24 protein-coding genes, 1 tRNA gene and 1 pseudogene are annotated in these 20642 nt (G+C 44.0%); 9 read left to right on the top strand and 17 right to left on the bottom strand.

The features are described 5' to 3' along the window. Positions 1-446: 446 nt before the first annotated feature. The 15 genes from D8790_RS01010 to D8790_RS00930 all read right to left on the bottom strand — a co-directional run bounded on the left by D8790_RS01010 (position 447) and on the right by D8790_RS00930 (position 12831). Positions 447-1484: an alcohol dehydrogenase catalytic domain-containing protein gene (locus D8790_RS01010; RefSeq protein WP_125387266.1), complete on the bottom strand. Its 1038-nt coding sequence runs from the start codon at positions 1482-1484 to the stop codon at positions 447-449. 669 nt (positions 1485-2153) lie between these two features. Next, positions 2154-2912, bottom strand: coding sequence for an ABC transporter ATP-binding protein (locus D8790_RS01005; protein WP_005591610.1), 759 nt, complete (start codon positions 2910-2912; stop codon positions 2154-2156). Then, a complete protein-coding gene (locus D8790_RS01000; RefSeq protein ID WP_045500429.1) occupies positions 2909-3775 on the bottom strand; it encodes an ABC transporter permease in 867 nt (288 codons plus the stop codon). The genes D8790_RS01005 and D8790_RS01000 overlap by 4 nt, the downstream gene beginning before the upstream one ends. A 102-nt stretch (positions 3776-3877) precedes the next feature. Beyond that, positions 3878-4372 carry a beta-class carbonic anhydrase gene (locus D8790_RS00995; protein ID WP_125387265.1) on the bottom strand — a complete coding sequence of 165 codons (495 nt, stop codon included), beginning with the start codon at positions 4370-4372 and terminating at the stop codon, positions 3878-3880. Positions 4373-4539: 167 nt separating this feature from the next. Next, entirely contained in the window at positions 4540-5235 is a 696-nt protein-coding gene (locus D8790_RS00990) for a TIGR00266 family protein (protein ID WP_125382794.1), read from the bottom strand. Positions 5236-5308: 73 nt separating this feature from the next. After that, the gene (gene radA / locus D8790_RS00985; RefSeq protein ID WP_125387264.1) at positions 5309-6679 is read right to left on the bottom strand and encodes a DNA repair protein RadA; all 1371 of its coding nucleotides are present in this window, start codon (positions 6677-6679) and stop codon (positions 5309-5311) included. A 6-nt stretch (positions 6680-6685) separates the two neighbouring features. Beyond that, complete coding sequence (locus tag D8790_RS00980; protein ID WP_185761899.1) at positions 6686-7201, bottom strand: histidine phosphatase family protein; 516 nt, start codon at positions 7199-7201, stop codon at positions 6686-6688. 1 nt (position 7202) lies between these two features. Then, positions 7203-7646 (bottom strand): dUTP diphosphatase, encoded by a 444-nt coding sequence (locus D8790_RS00975; protein WP_125387262.1) that lies wholly within the window; start codon positions 7644-7646, stop codon positions 7203-7205. Between the two features lie 85 nt (positions 7647-7731). Next, the gene (locus D8790_RS00965; RefSeq protein WP_125387261.1) at positions 7732-8181 is read right to left on the bottom strand and encodes an 8-oxo-dGTP diphosphatase; all 450 of its coding nucleotides are present in this window, start codon (positions 8179-8181) and stop codon (positions 7732-7734) included. A gap of 254 nt (positions 8182-8435) precedes the next feature. After that, complete coding sequence (locus D8790_RS00955; protein ID WP_125387260.1) at positions 8436-9125, bottom strand: gamma-glutamyl-gamma-aminobutyrate hydrolase family protein; 690 nt, start codon at positions 9123-9125, stop codon at positions 8436-8438. 169 nt (positions 9126-9294) lie between these two features. Next, the gene (locus D8790_RS00950) at positions 9295-10038 is read right to left on the bottom strand and encodes a 16S rRNA (uracil(1498)-N(3))-methyltransferase (RefSeq protein ID WP_125387259.1); all 744 of its coding nucleotides are present in this window, start codon (positions 10036-10038) and stop codon (positions 9295-9297) included. Continuing rightward, positions 10039-10992 carry a 50S ribosomal protein L11 methyltransferase gene (prmA, locus tag D8790_RS00945; RefSeq protein ID WP_125387258.1) on the bottom strand — a complete coding sequence of 318 codons (954 nt, stop codon included), beginning with the start codon at positions 10990-10992 and terminating at the stop codon, positions 10039-10041. Positions 10993-11003: 11 nt separating this feature from the next. Then, positions 11004-11903 carry a GIY-YIG nuclease family protein gene (locus tag D8790_RS00940; protein ID WP_185761882.1) on the bottom strand — a complete coding sequence of 300 codons (900 nt, stop codon included), beginning with the start codon at positions 11901-11903 and terminating at the stop codon, positions 11004-11006. Next, positions 11890-12351 (bottom strand): NUDIX hydrolase, encoded by a 462-nt coding sequence (locus D8790_RS00935; RefSeq protein ID WP_125387256.1) that lies wholly within the window; start codon positions 12349-12351, stop codon positions 11890-11892. The genes D8790_RS00940 and D8790_RS00935 overlap by 14 nt, the downstream gene beginning before the upstream one ends. Positions 12352-12360: 9 nt before the next feature. Then, entirely contained in the window at positions 12361-12831 is a 471-nt protein-coding gene (locus tag D8790_RS00930; protein WP_125387255.1) for a DUF3013 family protein, read from the bottom strand. A gap of 87 nt (positions 12832-12918) precedes the next feature. Between D8790_RS00930 and D8790_RS00925 the strand changes: the two genes are divergently transcribed. Next, positions 12919-14187 (top strand): replication-associated recombination protein A, encoded by a 1269-nt coding sequence (locus D8790_RS00925; protein WP_125387254.1) that lies wholly within the window; start codon positions 12919-12921, stop codon positions 14185-14187. A 265-nt stretch (positions 14188-14452) separates the two neighbouring features. Continuing rightward, positions 14453-14525, top strand: a tRNA-Lys gene (locus tag D8790_RS00915). 70 nt (positions 14526-14595) lie between these two features. Here D8790_RS00915 and D8790_RS00910 read toward each other — a convergent pair. After that, positions 14596-15729, bottom strand: coding sequence for a site-specific integrase (locus D8790_RS00910; protein ID WP_111676683.1), 1134 nt, complete (start codon positions 15727-15729; stop codon positions 14596-14598). Between the two features lie 61 nt (positions 15730-15790). On the opposite strand from D8790_RS00910, the gene D8790_RS10470 reads away from it, so the two are divergent. The 4 genes from D8790_RS10470 to D8790_RS10780 all read left to right on the top strand — a co-directional run bounded on the left by D8790_RS10470 (position 15791) and on the right by D8790_RS10780 (position 17469). Beyond that, on the top strand, positions 15791-15979 hold the full coding sequence (locus D8790_RS10470) for a hypothetical protein (RefSeq protein ID WP_125387253.1): 189 nt from the start codon (positions 15791-15793) through the stop codon (positions 15977-15979). 278 nt (positions 15980-16257) lie between these two features. Then, positions 16258-16746: an LPXTG cell wall anchor domain-containing protein gene (locus tag D8790_RS00900; RefSeq protein WP_172454769.1), complete on the top strand. Its 489-nt coding sequence runs from the start codon at positions 16258-16260 to the stop codon at positions 16744-16746. Next, entirely contained in the window at positions 16747-17199 is a 453-nt protein-coding gene (locus D8790_RS00895; RefSeq protein ID WP_111676697.1) for a hypothetical protein, read from the top strand. Positions 17200-17388: 189 nt separating this feature from the next. Beyond that, entirely contained in the window at positions 17389-17469 is an 81-nt protein-coding gene (locus tag D8790_RS10780) for a putative holin-like toxin (protein ID WP_376739449.1), read from the top strand. Positions 17470-17832: 363 nt separating this feature from the next. Here D8790_RS10780 and D8790_RS11025 read toward each other — a convergent pair. Continuing rightward, positions 17833-18024 (bottom strand): annotated as a pseudogene (locus D8790_RS11025) (site-specific integrase); the annotation flags it as partial. A 238-nt stretch (positions 18025-18262) separates the two neighbouring features. Between D8790_RS11025 and D8790_RS00885 the strand changes: the two are divergent. From D8790_RS00885 to D8790_RS00875, 3 genes are all read left to right on the top strand, one after another. Continuing rightward, positions 18263-18694, top strand: a complete 432-nt coding sequence (locus D8790_RS00885; RefSeq protein ID WP_125387252.1) for an Rrf2 family transcriptional regulator — start codon at positions 18263-18265, stop codon at positions 18692-18694. A gap of 93 nt (positions 18695-18787) precedes the next feature. After that, positions 18788-19792, top strand: coding sequence for an NADP-dependent oxidoreductase (locus tag D8790_RS00880; protein WP_125387251.1), 1005 nt, complete (start codon positions 18788-18790; stop codon positions 19790-19792). Positions 19793-19805: 13 nt separating this feature from the next. Then, the gene (locus D8790_RS00875) at positions 19806-20642 is read left to right on the top strand and encodes an alpha/beta fold hydrolase (protein ID WP_125387250.1); all 837 of its coding nucleotides are present in this window, start codon (positions 19806-19808) and stop codon (positions 20640-20642) included.

The following is a 20642-nucleotide window of genomic DNA, read 5'->3' as shown; positions in this document are numbered from 1 at the left end:
TTTTAGAATCTCATTTATCAAAGATTCCTTGATTTTATTACTAACGGTCCTTGGCAAGCCAAGTCGAATTACAGTTTTGCAAACAAAGTTTGCACATCCTAGTCATTATAGCATTTTTTCACGCTTTTTTCAAAATAAAGGAAACCCCTAGAGCAAGCTAGACATCTAAGAATAGGTATTTGATACAGCAAGTCTCTGACCCCTTCTTCCTGATTAAAAGTGTAGCTGCGCTCCAGTCAATCTCTTCTCTAGCTCCACTATAGCAAAAAAAGAAGACGCTAGCAACGCCTCCTTTTCGACTTCCTAAAAAGCCACTCTTTCTTCTATAATTTGTGGAAGACTGAAAATCCTGTCCTAATCCTTGCAAATCGTTTTACTGATATCTCAAAATTCCAAATTCCTTTGAGTGCCTTTAACATCTCCTAGCATGATACTCTTGACAAACCTTAGTCAAAGACAATCAACGACTTAATAGTCTTCCGCTCATCCATATCTTTATAGGCCTGGTCAATCTCTTCCAGTTTATAGCTGGAAGTAAAGACGCGGCCTGGATTGATGTCGCCATCCAGGACTGCTTTCAGCAAGACTTGCTTGTCGTAGGTTGTGACAGAGGCTGCGCCACCTGCCACTGTGATGTTTTGTGCAAAAGTGGAACCAAGGGCACGATTATTATAGTGGGGAACACCAACAAAGCCTAATCGGCCGCCGTTGTGAAGGACACCAAGGGCTTGGTCAACAGCTGCTCCTGTTCCGACACATTCAAGCGCAGCGTCAGCACCGCCGCCAAGGATTTCGCGCACCTTGGCAATGCCTTCTTCGCCACGTTCAGCAACAACAGCTGTCGCTCCTGATTCAAACGCCATCTTTTGCCGGTCTTCATGACGGCTCATGAGGACGATTTGGGAAGCACCACGCATCTTAGCGGCGATAACAGCGCATTGCCCAACAGCCCCATCACCGATAACAACTACCTTGTCACCTGGTTTGACATCTGCCACACGCGCAGCATGGTAGCCTGTCGGCATGACATCAGCCAGCGCCAAGAAGGACTTAAGCATCCCCTCTGAATAGTCTGACGGCTGACCCGGAATCTTCACCAAAGCCCAGTTGGCATACTCAAAGCGCATATATTCCGCTTGCACCCCATCTGACCAGTTATTGCCAATATGGCGGTCACAAGTTCCATCATAGCCAGCGCGGCAAGCGTCACAGTCCCCACATCCATGAGTAAATGGAGCAATGACAAAATCGCCTACTTTCACAGTCGTTACTGCACCACCGACTTCCTCGACAATCCCGATCGCCTCGTGTCCACTGTTCATGCGCCCAGGCTTCACCTGCTCATTTCGATAACTCCACAGGTCAGAGCCGCAGACACAGGTCCGAACAATACGGATAATGGCATCATCTGGATCTAGAATTTGCGGATGATCCATTTCTACTAGTCCAACTTGACCAGCTTTAAGATAAACTGCTGATTTCATTGCTTTTCTCCTTGTGTTTTACTAACTATATTATATCACTTTTCAGATACCCAGCCTAAGGGAAGACAAAAGAGTAGCGTGACAATTTTCTTTCGCAGAAAGCCCTACCCATCACTTTTTAAAGCTGCTTCCTTAGTCCTCACTAGCTGAGGGCAGACTCCAGCAACACCCGCTGAATCCATCAAAATGACCTCTAGCGTGACTCTGCTAGAGGTCTGACTTACCTTGCTGATATGGGAGCAATCAGTTTATTCCATTCGGAACTGACTAACAATGATTGTTGATTATTAAATTTTTAATTCCTTTAAGCGCTAATGATTTTCTTTTATCTTAGCATTAGAAATATTAATCACAAAGCAACTATCGGTTAACATCTCGAAGACTGAAAACCATCTAAAAGCTTCTACTTTCTATCCCACTGTCATAATCAGATAGGCTAAGCAGGCCTACCCAATGATCTAACCAATAGTCCAGTAAAGCAACGACTTATATGTTACAAATAAATATATCAGCAAAGCAAATCGAATGCGAAATGAAGTTTTTCCTTTCCATATCTTTATTTATATTATACTCCTTCTAGCAAAAGATTGCAAGCGTTTACAATTAAAAGTATAAAAGTTTTTGCATAATTTTTTAACGAAAAAGAGCCGAAACTATCAGCTCTTCACTCTATTCAAACAAGCCATAATAGTCCGCTATGGTCATCTTGGCTTTTTCTTCTTGCTTGAGATCTTGGATGATTTGCCCTTCTTTCATGACAATCAGTCGGTTGCCATATTTGAGAGCATCCTCCATGTGATGGGTAATCATGAGGGCCGTCAGCTGGTCTCTGCGAACAAAGTCGTCAGTCAGCTCCATAAGAGCCACACTGGTCTTGGGATCCAGCGCTGCTGTATGCTCGTCCAAGAGAAGCAGTTCTGGGCGTTTAAGCGTCGCCATGAGCAGACTCAAAGCCTGTCTCTGACCGCCAGAGAGAAATTCAATCGGCGTATCCAAGTGTTTCTCCAGACCATTGCCGATCTTATCAATAGTCTCCTGAAACTCCTGCCGATAACTATTCAGTCGACGAGGAACTAGGCCACGAGATTCGCCACGAAACTTGGCAATCAGCAGGTTTTCCGCCACTGTCATCCGAGGAGCCGTTCCCATCTTGGGATCTTGGAAGACACGCGACAGATATTTGGCTCTCTTTTCAGGTGAAAAGTTGGTCACATTTTCGCCCAAGATGTAAATGCTACCGCTGCTCAGAGAGAGCGTACCGGCAATCACATTAAAAAGAGTTGACTTCCCTGCTCCATTGCCACCCAAAATAGTGATAAAATCGTGCTCATGAATCTCCAGCGACACATCGTTTAGGATGACCTTTTCTTCATCAAAGCCGTTATTGACCCGCTTGCTGGCATTTTTTAATTCTACAATCGCTGTCATTTGCTTAACTTAGCTCCTTTAAAGAATGTATTTTTCAAGGTCGGAATCATGAGGCAGATTGCCAAGATAACCGCACTGTAAAGGCGGAGATAGCTCGTGTTGAAGCCAAGAGCGATGACACCCCAAATCAGAAACTGATAGGCAATGGCACCAACCACAATGGTAATCAGACGTTCAGCCAAGGTCAGACTCTTAAAAAGAACTTCTCCGATAATCAGACTGGCCAAGCCGACAACGATAACCCCAATTCCACGGGACACATCTGCATAGCCCTCCTGCTGGGCAATCAGAGCACCAGACAAGGCAATGACGCCATTAGACAAAATCATGCCCATCAATTCCATGCGACCAGTATTGATACCGAAACTACGCGCCATATCAGGATTGTCCCCAGTTGCGATGTAGGCCTGCCCCAGCTTGGTATCTAGGAAAAAGAGCAGAGCGACAATAACCAGACTGACAAAAATCAAGCCTGTCAGGAGATTATTGATTTCCCCAGAGAAGGGCAAAAAGTCCTGAATCTGCCGAGTTCCCAGCAAACCTAGGTTAGCCCGTCCCATGATCATGAGCATGATGGAATGACAAGAGGTCATGACCAAAATCCCTGACAGCAGGGTCGGAATCTTGCCCTTGGTATAGAGAAGCCCAGTCGCTAAACCTGCCAGACAGCCCGCCAATACCGCAGCTGCCGTTGCCAAGAAAGGGTTCACCCCTTTGGTGATTAAAGTAACGGCTACCGCTCCACCCAGAGGGAAGGAACCTTCAGTCGTCATATCCGGAAAATTCAAAATCCGAAAAGTCATGAAAATCCCCAGACCCAAAATAGCCCAGACCAGACCTTGTGAAATAATGGAAAGAATCATCTTATTGTCCTAACTAAATTAAAATCGTATTCTATTTTAACACAAAAAAGCAGCCAATTTCAATGCCGAAATACCGACAGATAAATTGGCTTTCCTAGGTAATTACTGAACGACGGTCATTCGCCCTGTAGCAACGTCATATACCGCTCCTGAGATCTCTACATCATCTGGGATTAGGGGTGATTGGCGGAGAAGCTCCACGTCTTCCCGCACACTTTCCTCCACATCTGTAAAAGGAAGGAAATCCTGACCGCTGACATCAACGCCCAGCTCTTGATTGAGAAAAGCAGTAAATTCTTCATTTTTGAAAGTCTGTGCCCCACAATCCGTATGGTGCAAGATTACAATTTCCCGCGTGCCCATCTGCTGCTGTGAAATAACCAGCGAGCGAATCATGTCCTCTGTCACCCGCCCGCCAGCGTTGCGCAAGATATGAGCATCTCCCAGCGCCAAGCCCAGAGCCTGAGCCACGTGGAGCCTAGAGTCCATACAGGTCACGATCGCTACCTTGGTCTTGGGCTTAATCGGCAGGTGGGAGGTTCCATGCAGGTCCACATAGGCTTGATTGGCCTTCATAAAATTTTCAAAATAGGACATTCTTTCCCCTTACTAGAATTTATTTGATAGTCAAACCATTTCCTACCATCTTATCATCTTTTACCTATTTTGTCAGTTTTCGGATCTAGATAAAGCAAAAATGTCCGTTTTTTATGAAAAAATGAAAGAAAAATGCAAGAAAGGTGCGGAAATTCATCCACACCTTTCTATGAACCTTTTGCGATATAGCGGCTGAGTGAGCCCGCAAAGCTTTGAAGATTGAGACTTTGAACATAGATTTCTCCAGTGCCTCGGAAGGTGTTTACAACTCCTTCTCCCGTTCCGATCGACTGCCAGAAACCATTTTCCAGATGGATATTATAATCCAAGGACTGACTCCAAGCTACGACATGGGCATTGTCAATGGTTACTTCTTGGTTATTTAGCTCAATTTTCCTAATCGATCCGTAGGCATTGGCCAAAAGAGTGCCTTGCCCTTGAGTCGTCATGACGAAGAGGCCTCCTTGACCGCCAAATATCGCCTTGCCAACAGACTGGCGCTCCATGGTATAGTAAGCTGTACCATCCAGAGCCAGAAAGGCACCGTCATTGAGCCGGTACTGCTTTTCTCCTAGATAGAGAGGAATAACTTGGCCGGGAACTTCTGGTGCTAAAGCTAGGAAACCATTGTCAGACTGGGCGACAGCCTGAGTGATGAAGGTACTTTCACCCGACACCATGGAACGGCCGACTGCCTTGACAAAGCGTCCCAAACCCGAACCGTTAGCATTGAGCTGAGTGTTCAAGATCACATTAGGGGTGTGATAGACCATACTGCCACGCTGGATAAAGACTGTCTCCCCTTGATTGAGGTAGAGGTCAACGAGTGGAAATTGCATGTTGCTATCCATGGAAAATTGCATAAGAGTTCCCTCCTTGTTTTTTAAGAAAATTATAGCAATAATAAAATATTTTTGCAATCTAAAACAAAGAAAATCATCCAGCAAAGACTTTTTTCAAGACTTCCCCAATCGTTGTCACACCGATGACTTGGATATTGTCTGGTACTTTGAGGCCGTTCAGAGAGTTTTTAGGAGCATATACCTTGGTGAAGCCCAGTTTTGCCGCTTCATTGATACGCTGCTCGATGCGATTGACTCGACGGATTTCGCCAGTCAGGCCAATTTCACCGATAAAGCACTCTTGAGGATTGGTAGGCAGATCCTTGTAGCTGGAAGCAATGGCTACCGCTACCGCCAAATCAATCGCTGGTTCATCTAGCTTGACACCGCCAGCTGATTTGAGATAGGCATCTTGATTTTGCAGGAGGAGTCCTGCCCTCTTTTCCAGAACCGCCATGATGAGGCTGGCTCGGTTAAAGTCCAGCCCAGTCGTGGTCCTCTTAGCATTGCCGAACATGGTCGGTGTCACCAAAGCCTGGACTTCTGCCAAAATCGGCCGCGTCCCTTCCATGGTCACAACGATCGATGAGCCTGTCGCACCATCCAGACGCTCTTCCAGAAAGACTTCACTTGGATTGACAACCTCAACTAGCCCGCCAGATTGCATTTCAAAAATGCCAATCTCATTGGTTGAGCCAAAACGGTTCTTGACTGCTCTCAATATACGGAAAATGTGCTGACGTTCGCCCTCAAAATAAAGCACGGTATCCACCATGTGCTCTAGCGTCCGAGGGCCAGCTAAGGTTCCTTCCTTGGTCATGTGACCAACGATAAAGGTCGCAATATTATTGGTCTTGGCCAGCTGCATGAGCTCAGCTGTCACCTCTCGAACTTGTGAAACAGAGCCTTGAACACTGGAAATTTCCGGCGACATCACCGTCTGTATAGAGTCAATAATCAGAAAATCTGGCTTGATTTTCTCAATCTCTGCACGGATATTTTGCATATTGGTCTCGGCATAGAGATAAAATTCACTGTCAATATCACCGAGCCGTTCCGCCCGCAGCTTAATCTGCTCAGCTGATTCCTCCCCGCTGACATAAAGGACTGTGCCCTGATGAGAAAGCTGGGTGGATACCTGCAGAAGCAGGGTGGACTTCCCGATACCGGGATCCCCGCCAATCAGGACCAGACTGCCAGGCACTACGCCACCACCCAGCACACGATTGAACTCGTCCATTTCTGTCTTGGTACGGTTGACATCAATCGAAGTGACCTCAACCAGCTTCATGGGCCGGGTCTTTTCGCCCGTCAAGGAAACACGGGCATGCTTGACCTCAACAGCTTCTACTTCCTCAACAAAAGAAGACCAAGAGCCGCAGTTAGGACAGCGACCGAGATACTTGGGCGAATGATATTCGCAATTTTGACAGACAAAGGTTGTTTTTTTCTTAGCGATGGTGATTCTCCTTTATATTTCTAATTCATATTCAACAAACTGGCAAAAATCAATCTGCTCATCAGGCACAAACTGAAGGATGAGCATGCGATGGGCTACAAGGACTACTGTCTGGTAGCCTCGATACTTTGCCATACAGTCTACAAAACGAGCCTTCATCTCCGCAGCCGTCTCATACTGAATAGGACTACTGGGGAGCAAGGCACCATTATTTTCTAAAAACAGGCTTCGAGCTTTTTCAAAGTTCTCTCTTCCCGTTTCATAAACCTGCCATTCATGCAGCAAAGGCTCCACTCTCAAAGGAAGGCCAGTGACACAAGCCACATAAGATGCCGTTTCTAAAGCTCGCGTCATTGCAGAAGACACCAGCAAATCAGCTGAACGCAGTAAAGGATGCTGGCAAAGTTCCTGAGCCTGCCGTCTTCCCTGCTCAGATAAAGGCGCCAAATCCAGACCAAAGCCAGTATAAGAACGCTCCTCTAACTCATGGTAATCAGGCTCACCATGGCGCACAAAGATCACTTTCATCTCAATGCCCAGTAGAGCCAAATCCGCCTGTCCGCACACCGTCGGCTACATCCCCATCCGTAATCAAAAATGGTGCGAAAACAGCCTGCACAATGCGGTCACCCACTTCCAGTACAACCTCTTGGTCTGTGATGTTCTGCATCTGAGCAAAGATATGGCCTTCATTTCCAGGATTGCCATAGTAGTCGCCGTCAATAACCCCAACGGAGTTAATCAAAACCAGACCTTTTTTACGAGGATTGGACGAGCGGTCATAAAGATAAAGCACCTCGCTTGGCTGCATATAAGCCTTGACACCCGTCGGAACCAGCTTAATCTCCCCCGGCGCAATGATGGTGCGCTCTGCCACTTTCAAATCATAGCCCGCTGCATGAGCCGTCTCTCTCTTGGGCAACAAATCTTCATTTGGAAAGCTGGAAACCAGCTCGAATCCGCGAATTTTCATACAGTTCTCTTTTCTATTTTTACTGTCCCTATTATACTAAATTCGNAAAAAACAAGCAAAAGAACCGCCGATTGGGCGGTTCTCCTTAGTATAAACCTTTGACGACCTCTCCATCCTCTAGGTAGGTAAACTGCTCCGTCAAATCTGATGTGAAAACCTGATACATTTCCTTAAAGCTCACGGCCAGCGAGTAGAGGTCAAGGTCTTTGCGGTCAATCCAGAATACCTCCCCTTCTTCGGATGAGACCAGTTCTCCCTCAAAACGATTGGTTTTGTAAAGAAAAACGATATAGCGCTCATCTTTTTCAGTGTAAAACTGCTTGACACCACACAAGCGAGGCTCATAGATGGTCAGACCTGTTTCTTCCTTGATTTCCCGTATCACTGATTTGACAAAGGACTCACGATGTTCAACATGGCCGCCTGGAAAGCAGAGGCCCGTCCAATCGTCATTTACTTTATTTTGTACTAAAATGCGGTCCCCATCGTAAACCATACACATATTTGTTAAAATAACTCGCTCTGCTCTTGACATCTCTGCTCCTCCATCTACCGACCGATTCGCTCGGCCTGCTGTGACTCATTATAACATAAAAGTGATCAAATTGATGAAAATCCAGATTTCTCAGCCCTTCCAGCAAAAAAACCGCCGATTGGGCGGTTCTTATAGGGAGATTATTATGAAAAAGAAAAGTTTTAGGATTTCATCAAATAAAGTTAGGAGGTCTTCATTTGATGGTTATATTATATAAAGCTTATCTTAAAATTAGCTAAAAATAATTTTAGATTTTATAATTCTTGCAAAAGATATTGAAATAGCTCTAAATTGCCCTTTTCTTCGTTGATCAAAAACTCTGGATGCCACTGAAGGCCGATGATACGGCTGCCGTCCACAGCCTCGATCGCTTCAATGGTATTGTCTCTTGGGTCAAAGGCGGTTGCTCGAAAATTGGGTGCCAAGTCCTTAATACTTTGGCGATGGACAGAATTAATCTGGCTGGCCTGACCAAATAACCGCTCCACAACGCTACCTTTCTCTGTGCGAATGGAATGCGAAGTCCCAAATGGTTGCCCCTGCCAGTGATTGTCAATCTGCTGGTTGAGCGTGCCACCAAAAGCGACATTGACCAGCTGCAGACCACGGCAGATAGCCAAGACGGGCTTATCCTGACGAATAGCCTCCTTTAAGAGTGCCAGCTCAAACTCATCCCGAGCCAGATTGTAATCATCGCTATCAATAGCCTTTTCCTCCCCATAAAACTGCGGATGAACATTTTGACCACCTGACAGGATCAACTTATCAATGGTTTCTATATAGTCCTTGACCAAACTTTTATCCCCAACAGGAATCACCATAGGCAGACCGCCGACTAGCTTGATGCTTTCGGCAAATTTGCAGGATACAGATGAATGAATGTTTTTGCCCGCCTGATCCACTGGACAAAGATTAGCCGACACTCCAACAATTGTTCTGCACATAGATGATCCCTCCTTAACTTGATATAGAATATCTTACCATTCCACCTCTCAGCCGTCCAATAGTATTTTTTTAAGCTGGCCATAAAAATTTTTTATGTCAAGAACAGTTTTCCATAAAAAGGGATATAGTAGCGACAGACAAGAAAAAATCAGCAGAAGTCCGCTGATTTCATTTTTCTAATTCAAGCATGACACTGACTGCGGTCAAGGCATAAAGCGGAGCGGTTTCAGCCCGCAGGATCCGTGGGCCTAGACCTGCTGAGACAGCGCCTGCTTGGCCAAAGGCTGCTATTTCATCTGGCGACAGACCACCCTCTGGTCCGAAGATAAAGAGCAGTTTGTCTCTCTTGGTCAAGCCTTTCACAGCCTGCACTAGAGCAGCAGCTTCACCTTCCTTGGCTGCTTCCTCATAGGCTACGACGATTCGGTCAAAGTCTGCCAAGACCGCCAGAAAGTCTGCCTTTTTATCAAAGAGCCGAACTTCTGGTATCAGATTGCGTTTGCTCTGCTCTGCTGCTCCCTGAGCAATTTTCTCCAGCTTTTCACTCTTTTTAGCCAGCTTTTTGCCATCCCACTTGGCAACCGACCAGTCCGCTGGAAAGGCCCAGATAGCATTGGCTCCCAGCTCCGTTGCCTTTTGGGTGATAAACTCTAACTTATCACCCTTGGGAAAACCAGAAGCAATAGTCACTTGAACAGGCAGCTCAGTATTGTCCGCCAGCTCCTCCAAGATTTCCAAGCTCTGCTGGCTGGGATCCAACACCTGAGCCAGCCGTTTCACGCCATCATCAAAAACCAGCGTGACTTGGTCCCCCGCTTTGAGCCGCATGACTGAAAACATATGTTTGGCCGTGTCCTTATCTGTGACCACCAAAGGAGACTGAGAACTTCCTTTTATAAAATACTGCTGCATCTAACCACCTATCACACCTGAAATGTCCTGCGTTTTCTTAAAGACGCCGGCATTCCATTCGCCCTGAATCATATGCGTTTCTAAGAAAAATCCTGCCGCTTCCGCTGACTCGCGGACCATTTCCCACTTCTCAGAAATAATCCCACTCATAATCAGATAGCCTTCATCCTTGACTAGACGATAGGCATCTTCAGTCAAATGGATGAGAATATCAGCCAGGATATTGGCGACGATAACATCAGCCTTAATCTCTATACCTCGGAGAAGATCACCTGGCGCTACATGAATGTTCTCCATACCTGGATTGAGCTCAATATTTTCCTGAGCCACGCGCACCGCCACCCCGTCCAAATCATAGGCATAGATGTCCTTAGCGCCTAAGAGAGAGCTAGCAATGGACAGAACGCCGCTGCCTGTACCCACATCCAACACCGTTTCTCCGCCCCGCAAGACCTGCTCCAGAGCAAAGAGGCTCATCTTGGTCGTCGGATGAGTGCCTGTACCAAAAGCCATGCCAGGATCCAGCTTGATAATCTTCTCACCAGCTGTCGCCTCATAGTCCGTCCAAGACGGCACAATGGTCAAGTCATGGGTGATCCGAGCTGGCTCAAAGTATTTCTTCCAGTTGTCCGCCCAATCTTCCTCAGCCAGTTCCTGCCGAGTCAGCTGAATATCGCCCGTCTCCAAGCCAAAGCCATCCAGCTCAGCCAAACGCTCATTGGCCTGGGCCGCAATGGCCTCTATATCCACCGAATCCGGGTAGTAGCCGGTAATCCTGACCCGCTCGCTCTGCTCAACTTCTGGAAAAAGCTCACCGTACTGGTCAACCTGCCCCAGATAGTCTGCGCTGTCATCGATAGCCACACCCTGACTGCCCAGCTCAATCAGAATATTCGAGGCCGCTTCCTCCGCCTCACGCTTCACTTCAATCGTTAATTCCTGCCAAGTGTCCATTAAAAACCTCCTTATTCATCAATTAGTTCTTCTAATTCTTTTAATGTTCTACCATTTTTATCTCTCCAGTCAGTCCGTCCATTTGTATTCATTCCTAGAATAAAAGCCACTGCATAAGAGGGACTAGAAAAAAGTTGTTTTTCTTGTAAAATACCATCTCTAATTATATTTGCTTCGATTAACTCCTTACGCAATTCTTGAAGACTAGCTGGTATCGCGGATGAGTCAATCACCTCCACATGACTTCCTTCCAAAACTACAAAACCTTCCGAAGTACGTTCACAGATTGCTTCAATAATTCTATTTGATTTCTTAGTTTTTCGCTTTAAATACAAATAAGTTGAATGATCATTAGATAAATCCTGCACCGCTTTCTTTACCATAGGAACAAAAACTCGATATCCCAAAGTACCAATTATCGTCAAGGTATTCTCTACAACTTCATCTAACTCAGACTGTTTTTCTTCAGTTACATTTCCAGAATTTGGTTCATTACTATTTTTTACAATAAAGCGGCCAGATTCTTTAGCTAGTTGAGTAAATTTATTTTCCAAGTAACTAATTTCTGTAGGTCCAAAAGAGTTATTTTGCGTAGTTAGAATAATGACATCGTTAAAATAATCTGCATGAGTATCACGAGTATGTTCTTGAACTCGTAATAATACTCCTTCACCATTTTTTCGCGTAGTTGCTTGTCCAATGTAGGTCGCATCTTTTTGCTTATCTTCATCGCGACCAAATAAGAAATAAATTCCACTTTGCTTCATCTCGTCACGAGACTTTAAGTCTGCTAATTGAATACGGGGAATTTTGTATATCACTCCTGTCCAATTTGACAAGGTGCACTTGATTTTACCAGTTACTTCCCCATCCATGAGAAACATATTGATATTTTTACTACGACTCACCAAGCTCTTCCTCCAAATAATCTTTCAACCTGTCCTGCAGCTGCGGAATAACCTTTTCGTCTGATAAGAACTGGCTTACATCCATCATCTGATAAGCCTGTCCCTCATCACCAAAGACAATGCTGGCAAATTCTTCCTGAGTGATGGTTCCCACCATAAAAATAGAGGTTTTGTCAGGATCAAGCATTCCTTGATATTCCTTAACCCAGAGAATATCCGCTTCTTCAAGCTTCAAACCAAGCTCTTCGAAAACTTCTCTTTGTACGCATTCAAAAGGCGTTTCCTCGTCCTCTCGGCCACCGCCCGGCAACTCCCACATATTGGGCCAAGGAATGGTTGAAATATCGTCTCGCAAGATAGTCAGCAGCTTGTCATCACAAATCAAGGCAATCTTGCAGCCAGAAAATTCCATCCGTTTGTGCAGCAAATCTAATTCTTCTGCATTTTCCATAAGCGCCTCCTAATACCTCGGATAGGGATAAAAGTCTGTCTCAATCAAATCCGCTCTGCCATTTTCAAAAGCCTCAGCATTCCATGCCATCTCAAACTCTGCCGTCTCTGGATCTGCTAAAAAGTCCATGAGCGCATCAAGGCCAGACTCAGCTGTTTGGGTTAGGAAATCCACGAAATAAGCCAGAAACTCCCGCGACAGCCCTTTCTTCGGCTCATAGGGCAGGGCAGCCAGATAGTCCTCGGCCTCAAAACGAGACTTAACTGGATTGTAGAAAAGCACGGCTTCCTCAAAGTAAATATCCTCAGCCGAGGCATTGCCCTCAGCATCAACGGTCTCAATCCCACCTGAATTTTGCACCTCAAGGAGAAAGGCCACTTCCACTGCGTGATTCTTCTTGTCCCAGTTAATCTCATAGTCAAAAGGAAAATTCTTCTCCATTTCCTCATCTAATATATCTAAAAAACCGTACTTAGTCATGATTTCCTCTTTTCATTGTGATAAAATATTACTATCTATAATAGTAACACAAAACGCTAAGAAAAACACTTGCAGAAAGGAAATCTTATGCCAGAAAACCTCGCCTTGCGCATGCGGCCGACCAGCATTGATCAGATCATCGGCCAGCAACATCTGGTCGGACCCGGGAAAATCATCCGCCGTATGGTTGAAGCCAACCGCCTGTCCTCGATGATTCTCTACGGGCCACCCGGCATCGGAAAAACCTCTATCGCCTCAGCTATTGCCGGCACAACCAAGTTTGCCTTTCGGACCTTTAACGCCACCGTAGATAGCAAGAAACGCCTGCAAGAGATCGCTGAAGAAGCGAAATTTTCCGGCGGACTGGTGCTCCTGCTAGACGAGATTCACCGTCTGGACAAGACCAAGCAAGATTTCCTGCTGCCACTACTAGAAAGCGGGCTAGTCATCATGATTGGGGCGACGACGGAAAATCCTTTCTTTTCTGTCACTCCTGCCATCCGAAGCCGAGTTCAGATATTTGAGCTTGAGCCCCTCAGCAACGACGACATTCGGACAGCCATTCAGCTAGCCCTGACGGATAAGGAACGAGGATTTGATTTCCCAGTGGAGCTAGACGATGAAGCTCTAGACTTCATTGCTATCTCTACCAACGGAGACCTGCGCTCTGCCTATAACTCACTGGACCTAGCCGTACTCTCTACCCCAGAAGATGGCAAGGGTATCCGCCACATCACTCTCGATGTCATGGAAAACAGCCTGCAAAAGAGCTATATCACCATGGATAAGGACGGGGACGGCCATTATGATGTCCTCTCTGCCCTGCAGAAGTCCATCCGTGGCTCCGATGTCAATGCTAGCCTCCACTACGCAGCTCGGCTCGTTGAGGCAGGAGATCTTCCTAGCCTAGCTCGACGCTTGACCGTTATCGCTTACGAGGATATTGGTCTGGCAAATCCTGACGCCCAAGTCCATACCGTTACAGCGCTAGAAGCTGCCCAACGGATCGGCTTTCCTGAAGCCCGTATCCTCATTGCCAATATTGTCATTGATTTGGCTCTATCGCCCAAGTCCAACTCAGCCTATGTGGCCATGGATAAAGCTTTGTCTGACTTACGAAAGAATGGAAATCTTCCCATTCCCCGCCACTTACGCGACGGCCACTATGCCGGCAGCAAGGAATTGGGCAACGCACAGGACTATCTCTACCCTCACTCCTATCCTGGCAATTGGGTCAAGCAAGACTATCTGCCTGACAAGATAAGAGATGCCGATTATTTCACGCCTAATGAGAATGGCAAGTACGAACGAGCCCTTGGAATGACCAAGAATAGGATTGATGACTTAAAAAAATGATGGCATCGTTTGCAAAAAATCACATTTTTCTCTTGAATTTTTCAAAATTTATGGTATTATAATTATAGAAACGCTGTGGTGTACGACTTCACACTTAAGTGTTGACCGACTATTTTTTGTATTATTAGGGAAACAAAAGACTTCTAACAGCGTGCAGGCCGTGTCACGCGGAAGCAGCTTCAGTTAGAGCGAGTTGCCCACCTGCTTAATTGCGCGGGTTCAATACAAATCGTGAAGGTCCGGCACCAATACAGCTTTTTCTGTTGCCTCCTTAGCTCAGTTGGTAGAGCAGTAGACTCTTAATCTATGGGTCGCAGGTTCGAGCCCTGCAGGGGGCATTTTTTAGTGCCGAAAAAGCCTTATTTATAGGGCTTTTTTCATTTTTGTTCAAAATTTGTTCAAAGAATACTATGATACTTGTAGAAGACTTCTAATCAGGTTGTATTCCTTATCTTTCTTTTCTTTAAGTAGGTGTCCATAAGTTTCGGTTACCTGCTTGATGTCCTTATGTCCCAGAACAGTAGCTACTACCCAAATGTCAACACCTTTAGCTAATAGAATACTTGCGTAAGTGTGGCGAAGACCTGTAGCCGTCAGATTGTACGGCTTTATTTGCTGCTTCTTTAACACCAACCGCAAATACTTATTTACACCTGTATTGGTTGGAACACCATAAACCACATCATAGAACAGAAAGTTTTTCTCATTCTTTATTCCATGGTGAAATAGCGTCCTAGCTTGCTCATACTGAAGTTTTTTCAATACAGTAATAGTTTCATCATCAATCGGAACATGGCGGACAGAGGTTTCTGTTTTGGGTGGTTTCCATTGATAAGTGACACTGTCATAACGTCTGTAGGTATGAATAGTCTTGTCTTCCCAGTCAATGCAATCCCAAGTCAGACCAACGGCTTCACCAAAGCGCAAGCCTGTTTTTGCCTCTATAAAGAGCAAGTACGGTGTCACGGATCTCTGATAGTCCATGCGTCCTTTCAATTCAGACAGAAGTTTGTAATAATCAGCTATATTACTGATATACTTTTCATGTGCTGCTTTACTAGCACGCTTACCAGTGATAATAGCCCCCTCTGTAAAGTCCGTTATATCCAAATGATCCCGTTGGGCAAATTGGATAACTTTCCGCACTTCAGCATTCAGTCTTCTTACGGTGTCTTTGGTCACTCGTTCAGCGTATTTATTGAGTTCACGCTGATACTGGCTGAACTTTATCTGAGTGGCAGGTAAATCCCCAAACATCTGTAATAGCAAATCCCCGCGCCTCTGGTGTTTGGATAAGGTCGCTTCACTCTTATCTAAAGGACGAACACTAACATCAAGCCATTCTTGCCACAGCTCATAGAGTGAAGCAGATGAATTAACGGTTAGATGATTAGAAGCCTTTAGCTCTATTTGCATAGCCTCAAGTTCAGCTTCTTTTTTAGTAGAAAAGCCACTTGCGGTTGCAAGTAACTTCCCTTTGGTGTCAAAGACACGGTATGACCAAGTTTTATTTTTTCCACGTTGTGAACAGGAAATTGACATAATTGATTACCTCTTTCTAAAAGCGATAATTGATTTCTTTAGACTGCTTTCCAATCAAGATATGCTGAAAAACATTATGACTTATTTACCGCTACTAGAAACAATATTCCAGTCAGAAGAAGCATTAGAAATTTTTTGCAACGTAGCAGATAGATTGGAACAATTTAGACTTATTCATGAAGCAGAAAAATGGGAAACAATCGACGAAGAGGCGCATAAGATTTCCCAACAATTTGGTATAAATCTATAAAACAAAAAGACAAGCTATTTTATTTTAGCTTGTCTTTTCTATTTTAGGGATTGCAGCAGTATCCTCACGCCTTTTATGAACAATTCCTTTTGCGCCGCTGGTAATTCTTCGATTTCTTCCATCAACTCATAAAGCTCAGGATTTCTGGAATCCGAGGGTGGGAAATTAAAAAATGCGGCAGGGCTGGCATCTAGCGCCTCTATCAATTTATCGATAGTATCTAAGCGAGCATTGAGACGCTTGTTCTCTAGCTTATAAAGGTGGCTGAGGCTGACCGTTTGGCTAAACTCTTAGTAGAGAAGGCTGTAGAGCTTCCTAAGTTGCAGACGGCTATCAAGGGGTATTCTGCTAAGCTTGCGGAGTTGAAAGAAACCCTAGCTCAACAGCTAGCTGACCTTAAACCACTAAAAGCCACCTCTGCTAAAGCTACAGCTCGTTACAACAAGGTTAAGGCTGAGTACGACGAGGTTGTTCGTAAGGAAACCTTGGCTCGTCAGAAGGCTGAGATTGAGCGCCGTGGGGGTACTGCCGTTGAGGTACGTGACGAGTCTGGTAAGGTAGTTGAGTATAAGGGGATTTTTCCTCAATCAGCACCTAAGAAACTCTCTACACCTGTTGTCTACCGAGGCTTATCCGTTTACAAGTCAGCTGAAAGCCAACTCCCATCTACAGGAACAGCAGAAAACGCCATGCTTCCTATGATCTGTCTAGCCCTCGCAGGGGTCGGCATGATGGGACTGAAAAAGAAAGAGGAAGAGGAAGAATAAATGAGCGATGAGAAAATTGTAGTTTATCGATTGATTCCGCAAGATGCAGACGGGGGGATCAACATCTCCGCTGAACAAGTTCTAAAAGCACATTATGAACATGCTCTTACCCATGATGGTAGGGTAGTTTTTACAGCAACTTCTTCAAAATTATACGATAAAGCGAAGCAAATTATACTATTACTGCCTCACTCAGATGTCGCTCTAAAAACCGATATTCATAGCTCAGGCAAGTTTTCAAATGATACATTTGATAGTCAATTTTCTGTTCCTGAAAAATTTCAACAAGAAACATTGGAAGACGAAATAGCTAAGGGAGTTGCTTGGTATCAACTTGAAAATACCCAACTTTTAATTAGAAAAGAGTTAAAAAACCAATATATAGTTGAGAATAACGGCAACGATATTAGTGATTATAAGGGAAATTCTCCGTTCTATGCGATACACCGTTAATAGCGTAAAACTCCGCCCATAATGGCGGAGTTTTTATACATGAACTGTTTTACAATCCAAAAATAGATATTATAATAGATTCACAGACAAGTAAAGACGGTGGCTCTTACTTTATGACTGGAGGTGGTGCGATGGACACAAGAACGTCCATACTGTGCTCAAATCTAGTGGAAAGGAGGAGCAAGACTTTTGACAGTTTATGAAGCATTATCTTTGATGATCGGCTTTGCCACTCTCATTGTAATGCTCATGAACAACAAAAAGAAATAGCCGTCCTCACTTTGGTTAGGTCGACGACTATTTCTTAGTTGTTTTCACCAGCCACCGTCTTAAACGGGTCTGTAGGGAGTTGTTGACGCAACTCCTTTTTCCATTTCTATTGTATCATTTTAAAGAATAAATGCAAGCTCCCAACTTATTATTCCTTAATGACCAATTCGGACTTTGCAGTATGCTTGTTCAAAATTTGTTCAAAAATTTAAAATCCCTTCCTACTCAGTAAATGGTAAAACCTTGATTTATCAGCGTTTTTGTTACTTATTTCTACTTATTTTAACGTCTGAGCGACTGCAGGGGGCATAGAAAGTATGACTAAGAAAGCCTATTCTGTAGGCTTTTTTGCTTGCTCTGAAATCATTTTGCCCCATCATTTGCCCCACATTTTTTATGAGCAATCTTTCCAAACACCTCTGGTTTGAAAACTTTCTCTTCTAAAGTATGAGTATAGACTTCCACTGAGCTTGAAATATCTCGATGCCCTAAAATTTTTGTAATAACTCCAAGGTCAACATCTTCGTCCCATAGAGAGCCAGCCTTTTGTCGTGCTAATAGAGCAAACAGCCCATTCTTCGAGTAATACATGCAAAGCTACACATAATCAATATTTTTCCTATTCCATTTGCTTTCTAAATAGAATTCGAAAGACAGGTTAAATTGCAGATTATTGATTATATCCTACTCTTTTTAAAAAATTTTTAAAAATTTAAAACAAAAGCCTTGCTTTTCTTTTTATTTGCGCTATACTTGTTCTTGTATCAGATACAAGTTATCTAAAGGAGTTTATATGGATACAAAATTCTCAGTTGCTTTGCATATCCTAACAATGATTAGCGAGAGCAAGGAAACCCTAAGTTCTCAAGCACTAGCTATTAGTGTTGGGACTAACGCTAGTTACATTCGTAAGGTAATCGCCTTATTAAAAAATGCAGACTTAATTAGTTCCCAGCAAGGAAAAACTGGCTATCGACTCAATAAATCTCCAAAAGAAATGACTTTACTTGAGATCTACTATGCAACTCAAGAAATCAATCATATCAGTTTATTTCCTGTTCATCAAAATAGTAATCCCGATTGTCCCGTTGGAAAACATATCCAAGGAGCAGTTTCACCGCTTTTCGCTAATGCCGAATCTCAATTAGAGAAGGAATTAGTAAATCAAACTTTGGAAGATGTCATTGACAATCTATATCAACAAGCAAAACAAGTTCGGAACTGATTTGATAGCAAGTCAGTTTTTATTGGAAACAACATATACTTGTATTAGATACAAGTATATTGAATCGTATTAAATAAAGAAAAGAGAAATCATATGAAAGTCGCACAACACACTGCTTATAACAAAAACAATATCACACTGAACATTACAGAAATCGCTAAACCAAGTATCACAGACAAAGAAGTTTTGGTCAAAGTCACCGCAGCTGGTGTTAATCCTCTGGATAACATGATTTCTCGTGGAGAAGTCAAGATGATTGTCCCTTACAAACTCCCACAAACTGCAGGTAATGAAGTTGTTGGAATTGTTGAAAGCATTGGAAATAAAGTTAAGAATCTTCAAGTAGGAGATCGTGTCTTTGGACGTCTACCGCTTGACCATATTGGCGCCTTTGCAGAATACGTAGCGGTCGATAGTCAGGCTCTAGCCAAGGTTCCAGACTATCTATCAGACGAGGAAGCTGCTGCTGTACCTTTGACTGCCTTGACCATCATGCAAGCCTTAGAACTCATGGGCGCTCAAGCTGGAAAAACTATCTTTATCTCTGGTGGAACAGGCGGGGTCGGTGGCATGGCCATTCCGATTGCCAAGGCCAAAGGCTTGAAAGTAATCACTAATGGTGCTGGAGATAGTGCAGAACGCGTTTTGAAACTAGGAGCAGATCGTTTTATCGATTACAAAACAGAGGATTATACAAAAACTGTAAACGAGGTTGATTATGTCCTAGATACCCTTGGTGGAGCTGAAACTGAAAAACAAATGTCTATCATGAAAAAAGGTGGTCACCTTGTTTCTCTCCGTGCTATGCCAAACGGTGACTTTGCCAAACGCATGAATCTGCCAAAGTGGAAGCAAATCCTACTCGACTTAGCAGGTCGTAAATTTGATAAGATGGCGGAAAAATATGGTGTCCACTACCATTTTATTTTTGTAGAAAGCAATGGCGCTCAATTACAAGAGGTAGCTGACCTCTTTAGTAAATTAGAAATCAAACCATCTATCGATACAGTTTATCCATTTGAAGAGGTAAATAGCGCCTTAGACAAGATCGCTAATGGTCGCTCGCGTGGAAAAACAGTCCTCAGCTTTAAGAAATAAAAAGGAAAACATCATGTCATATCTTACAACTAAAAATCAATACATCACTGTCCAAGAAAACCAAATCGCCTATCGCGAACTCAGCAAAGGCAAATCAAAACTACCTCTTCTGATGCTGGTCCATTTGGCAGCAACCCTCGATAACTGGGACCCAAAACTCTTGGACTTGATTTCTGAAAAACATCATGTCATTGTAGTCGATCTTCCTGGTGTTGGAGCCAGTAAAGGCAAAGTTGCTTCGACTATTCCTGGAATGGCTGAGCAGACAATTGACTTTGTAAAAACCTTTGGTTATGATAAAATCAATCTCCTAGGTCTTTCTATGGGAGGTATGATTGCCCAAGAAATCATCCGAATCAAGCCTAATTTGGTCAACCGTCTCATCTTGGCAGGAACAGGACCTCGAGGTGGGGTTGAAATGGACAAGGTTACAGGGAAAACTTTTAGTTTTATATTTAAAGCTGGTCTCGAGCGCATCGATCCTAAACGCTATATCTTCTATAACCATGATGAACAAGGAAAAATTGAAGCCTTGAAAGTTCTAGGACGAATGGGTATGAGGACCAAGGAATTTGCGGATAAAGACATGAACGTACCAGGATTCCTAACTCAACTCAAAGCTATTAAACGTTGGGGGAAAGATCCTCAAGACGACCTCAGATTCATCACCCAACCAACCTTAATCGTCAACGGGGACAAGGATATGCAAGTACCAACGAAAAATTCCTATGACATGCATGAGAAAATTAAAGATAGTAAGCTGATTATCTATCCAAATGCAGGTCATGGTTCTATCTTCCAATATGCAGACGAATTTTCAAAAGAATTAAAAGCTTTCTTGGAGGACTAA

This window comes from Streptococcus cristatus, assembly GCF_003943535.1.
Classification (GTDB): domain Bacteria; phylum Bacillota; class Bacilli; order Lactobacillales; family Streptococcaceae; genus Streptococcus; species Streptococcus cristatus_L.
This window is presented reverse-complemented; position numbering and strand designations above follow the sequence as displayed.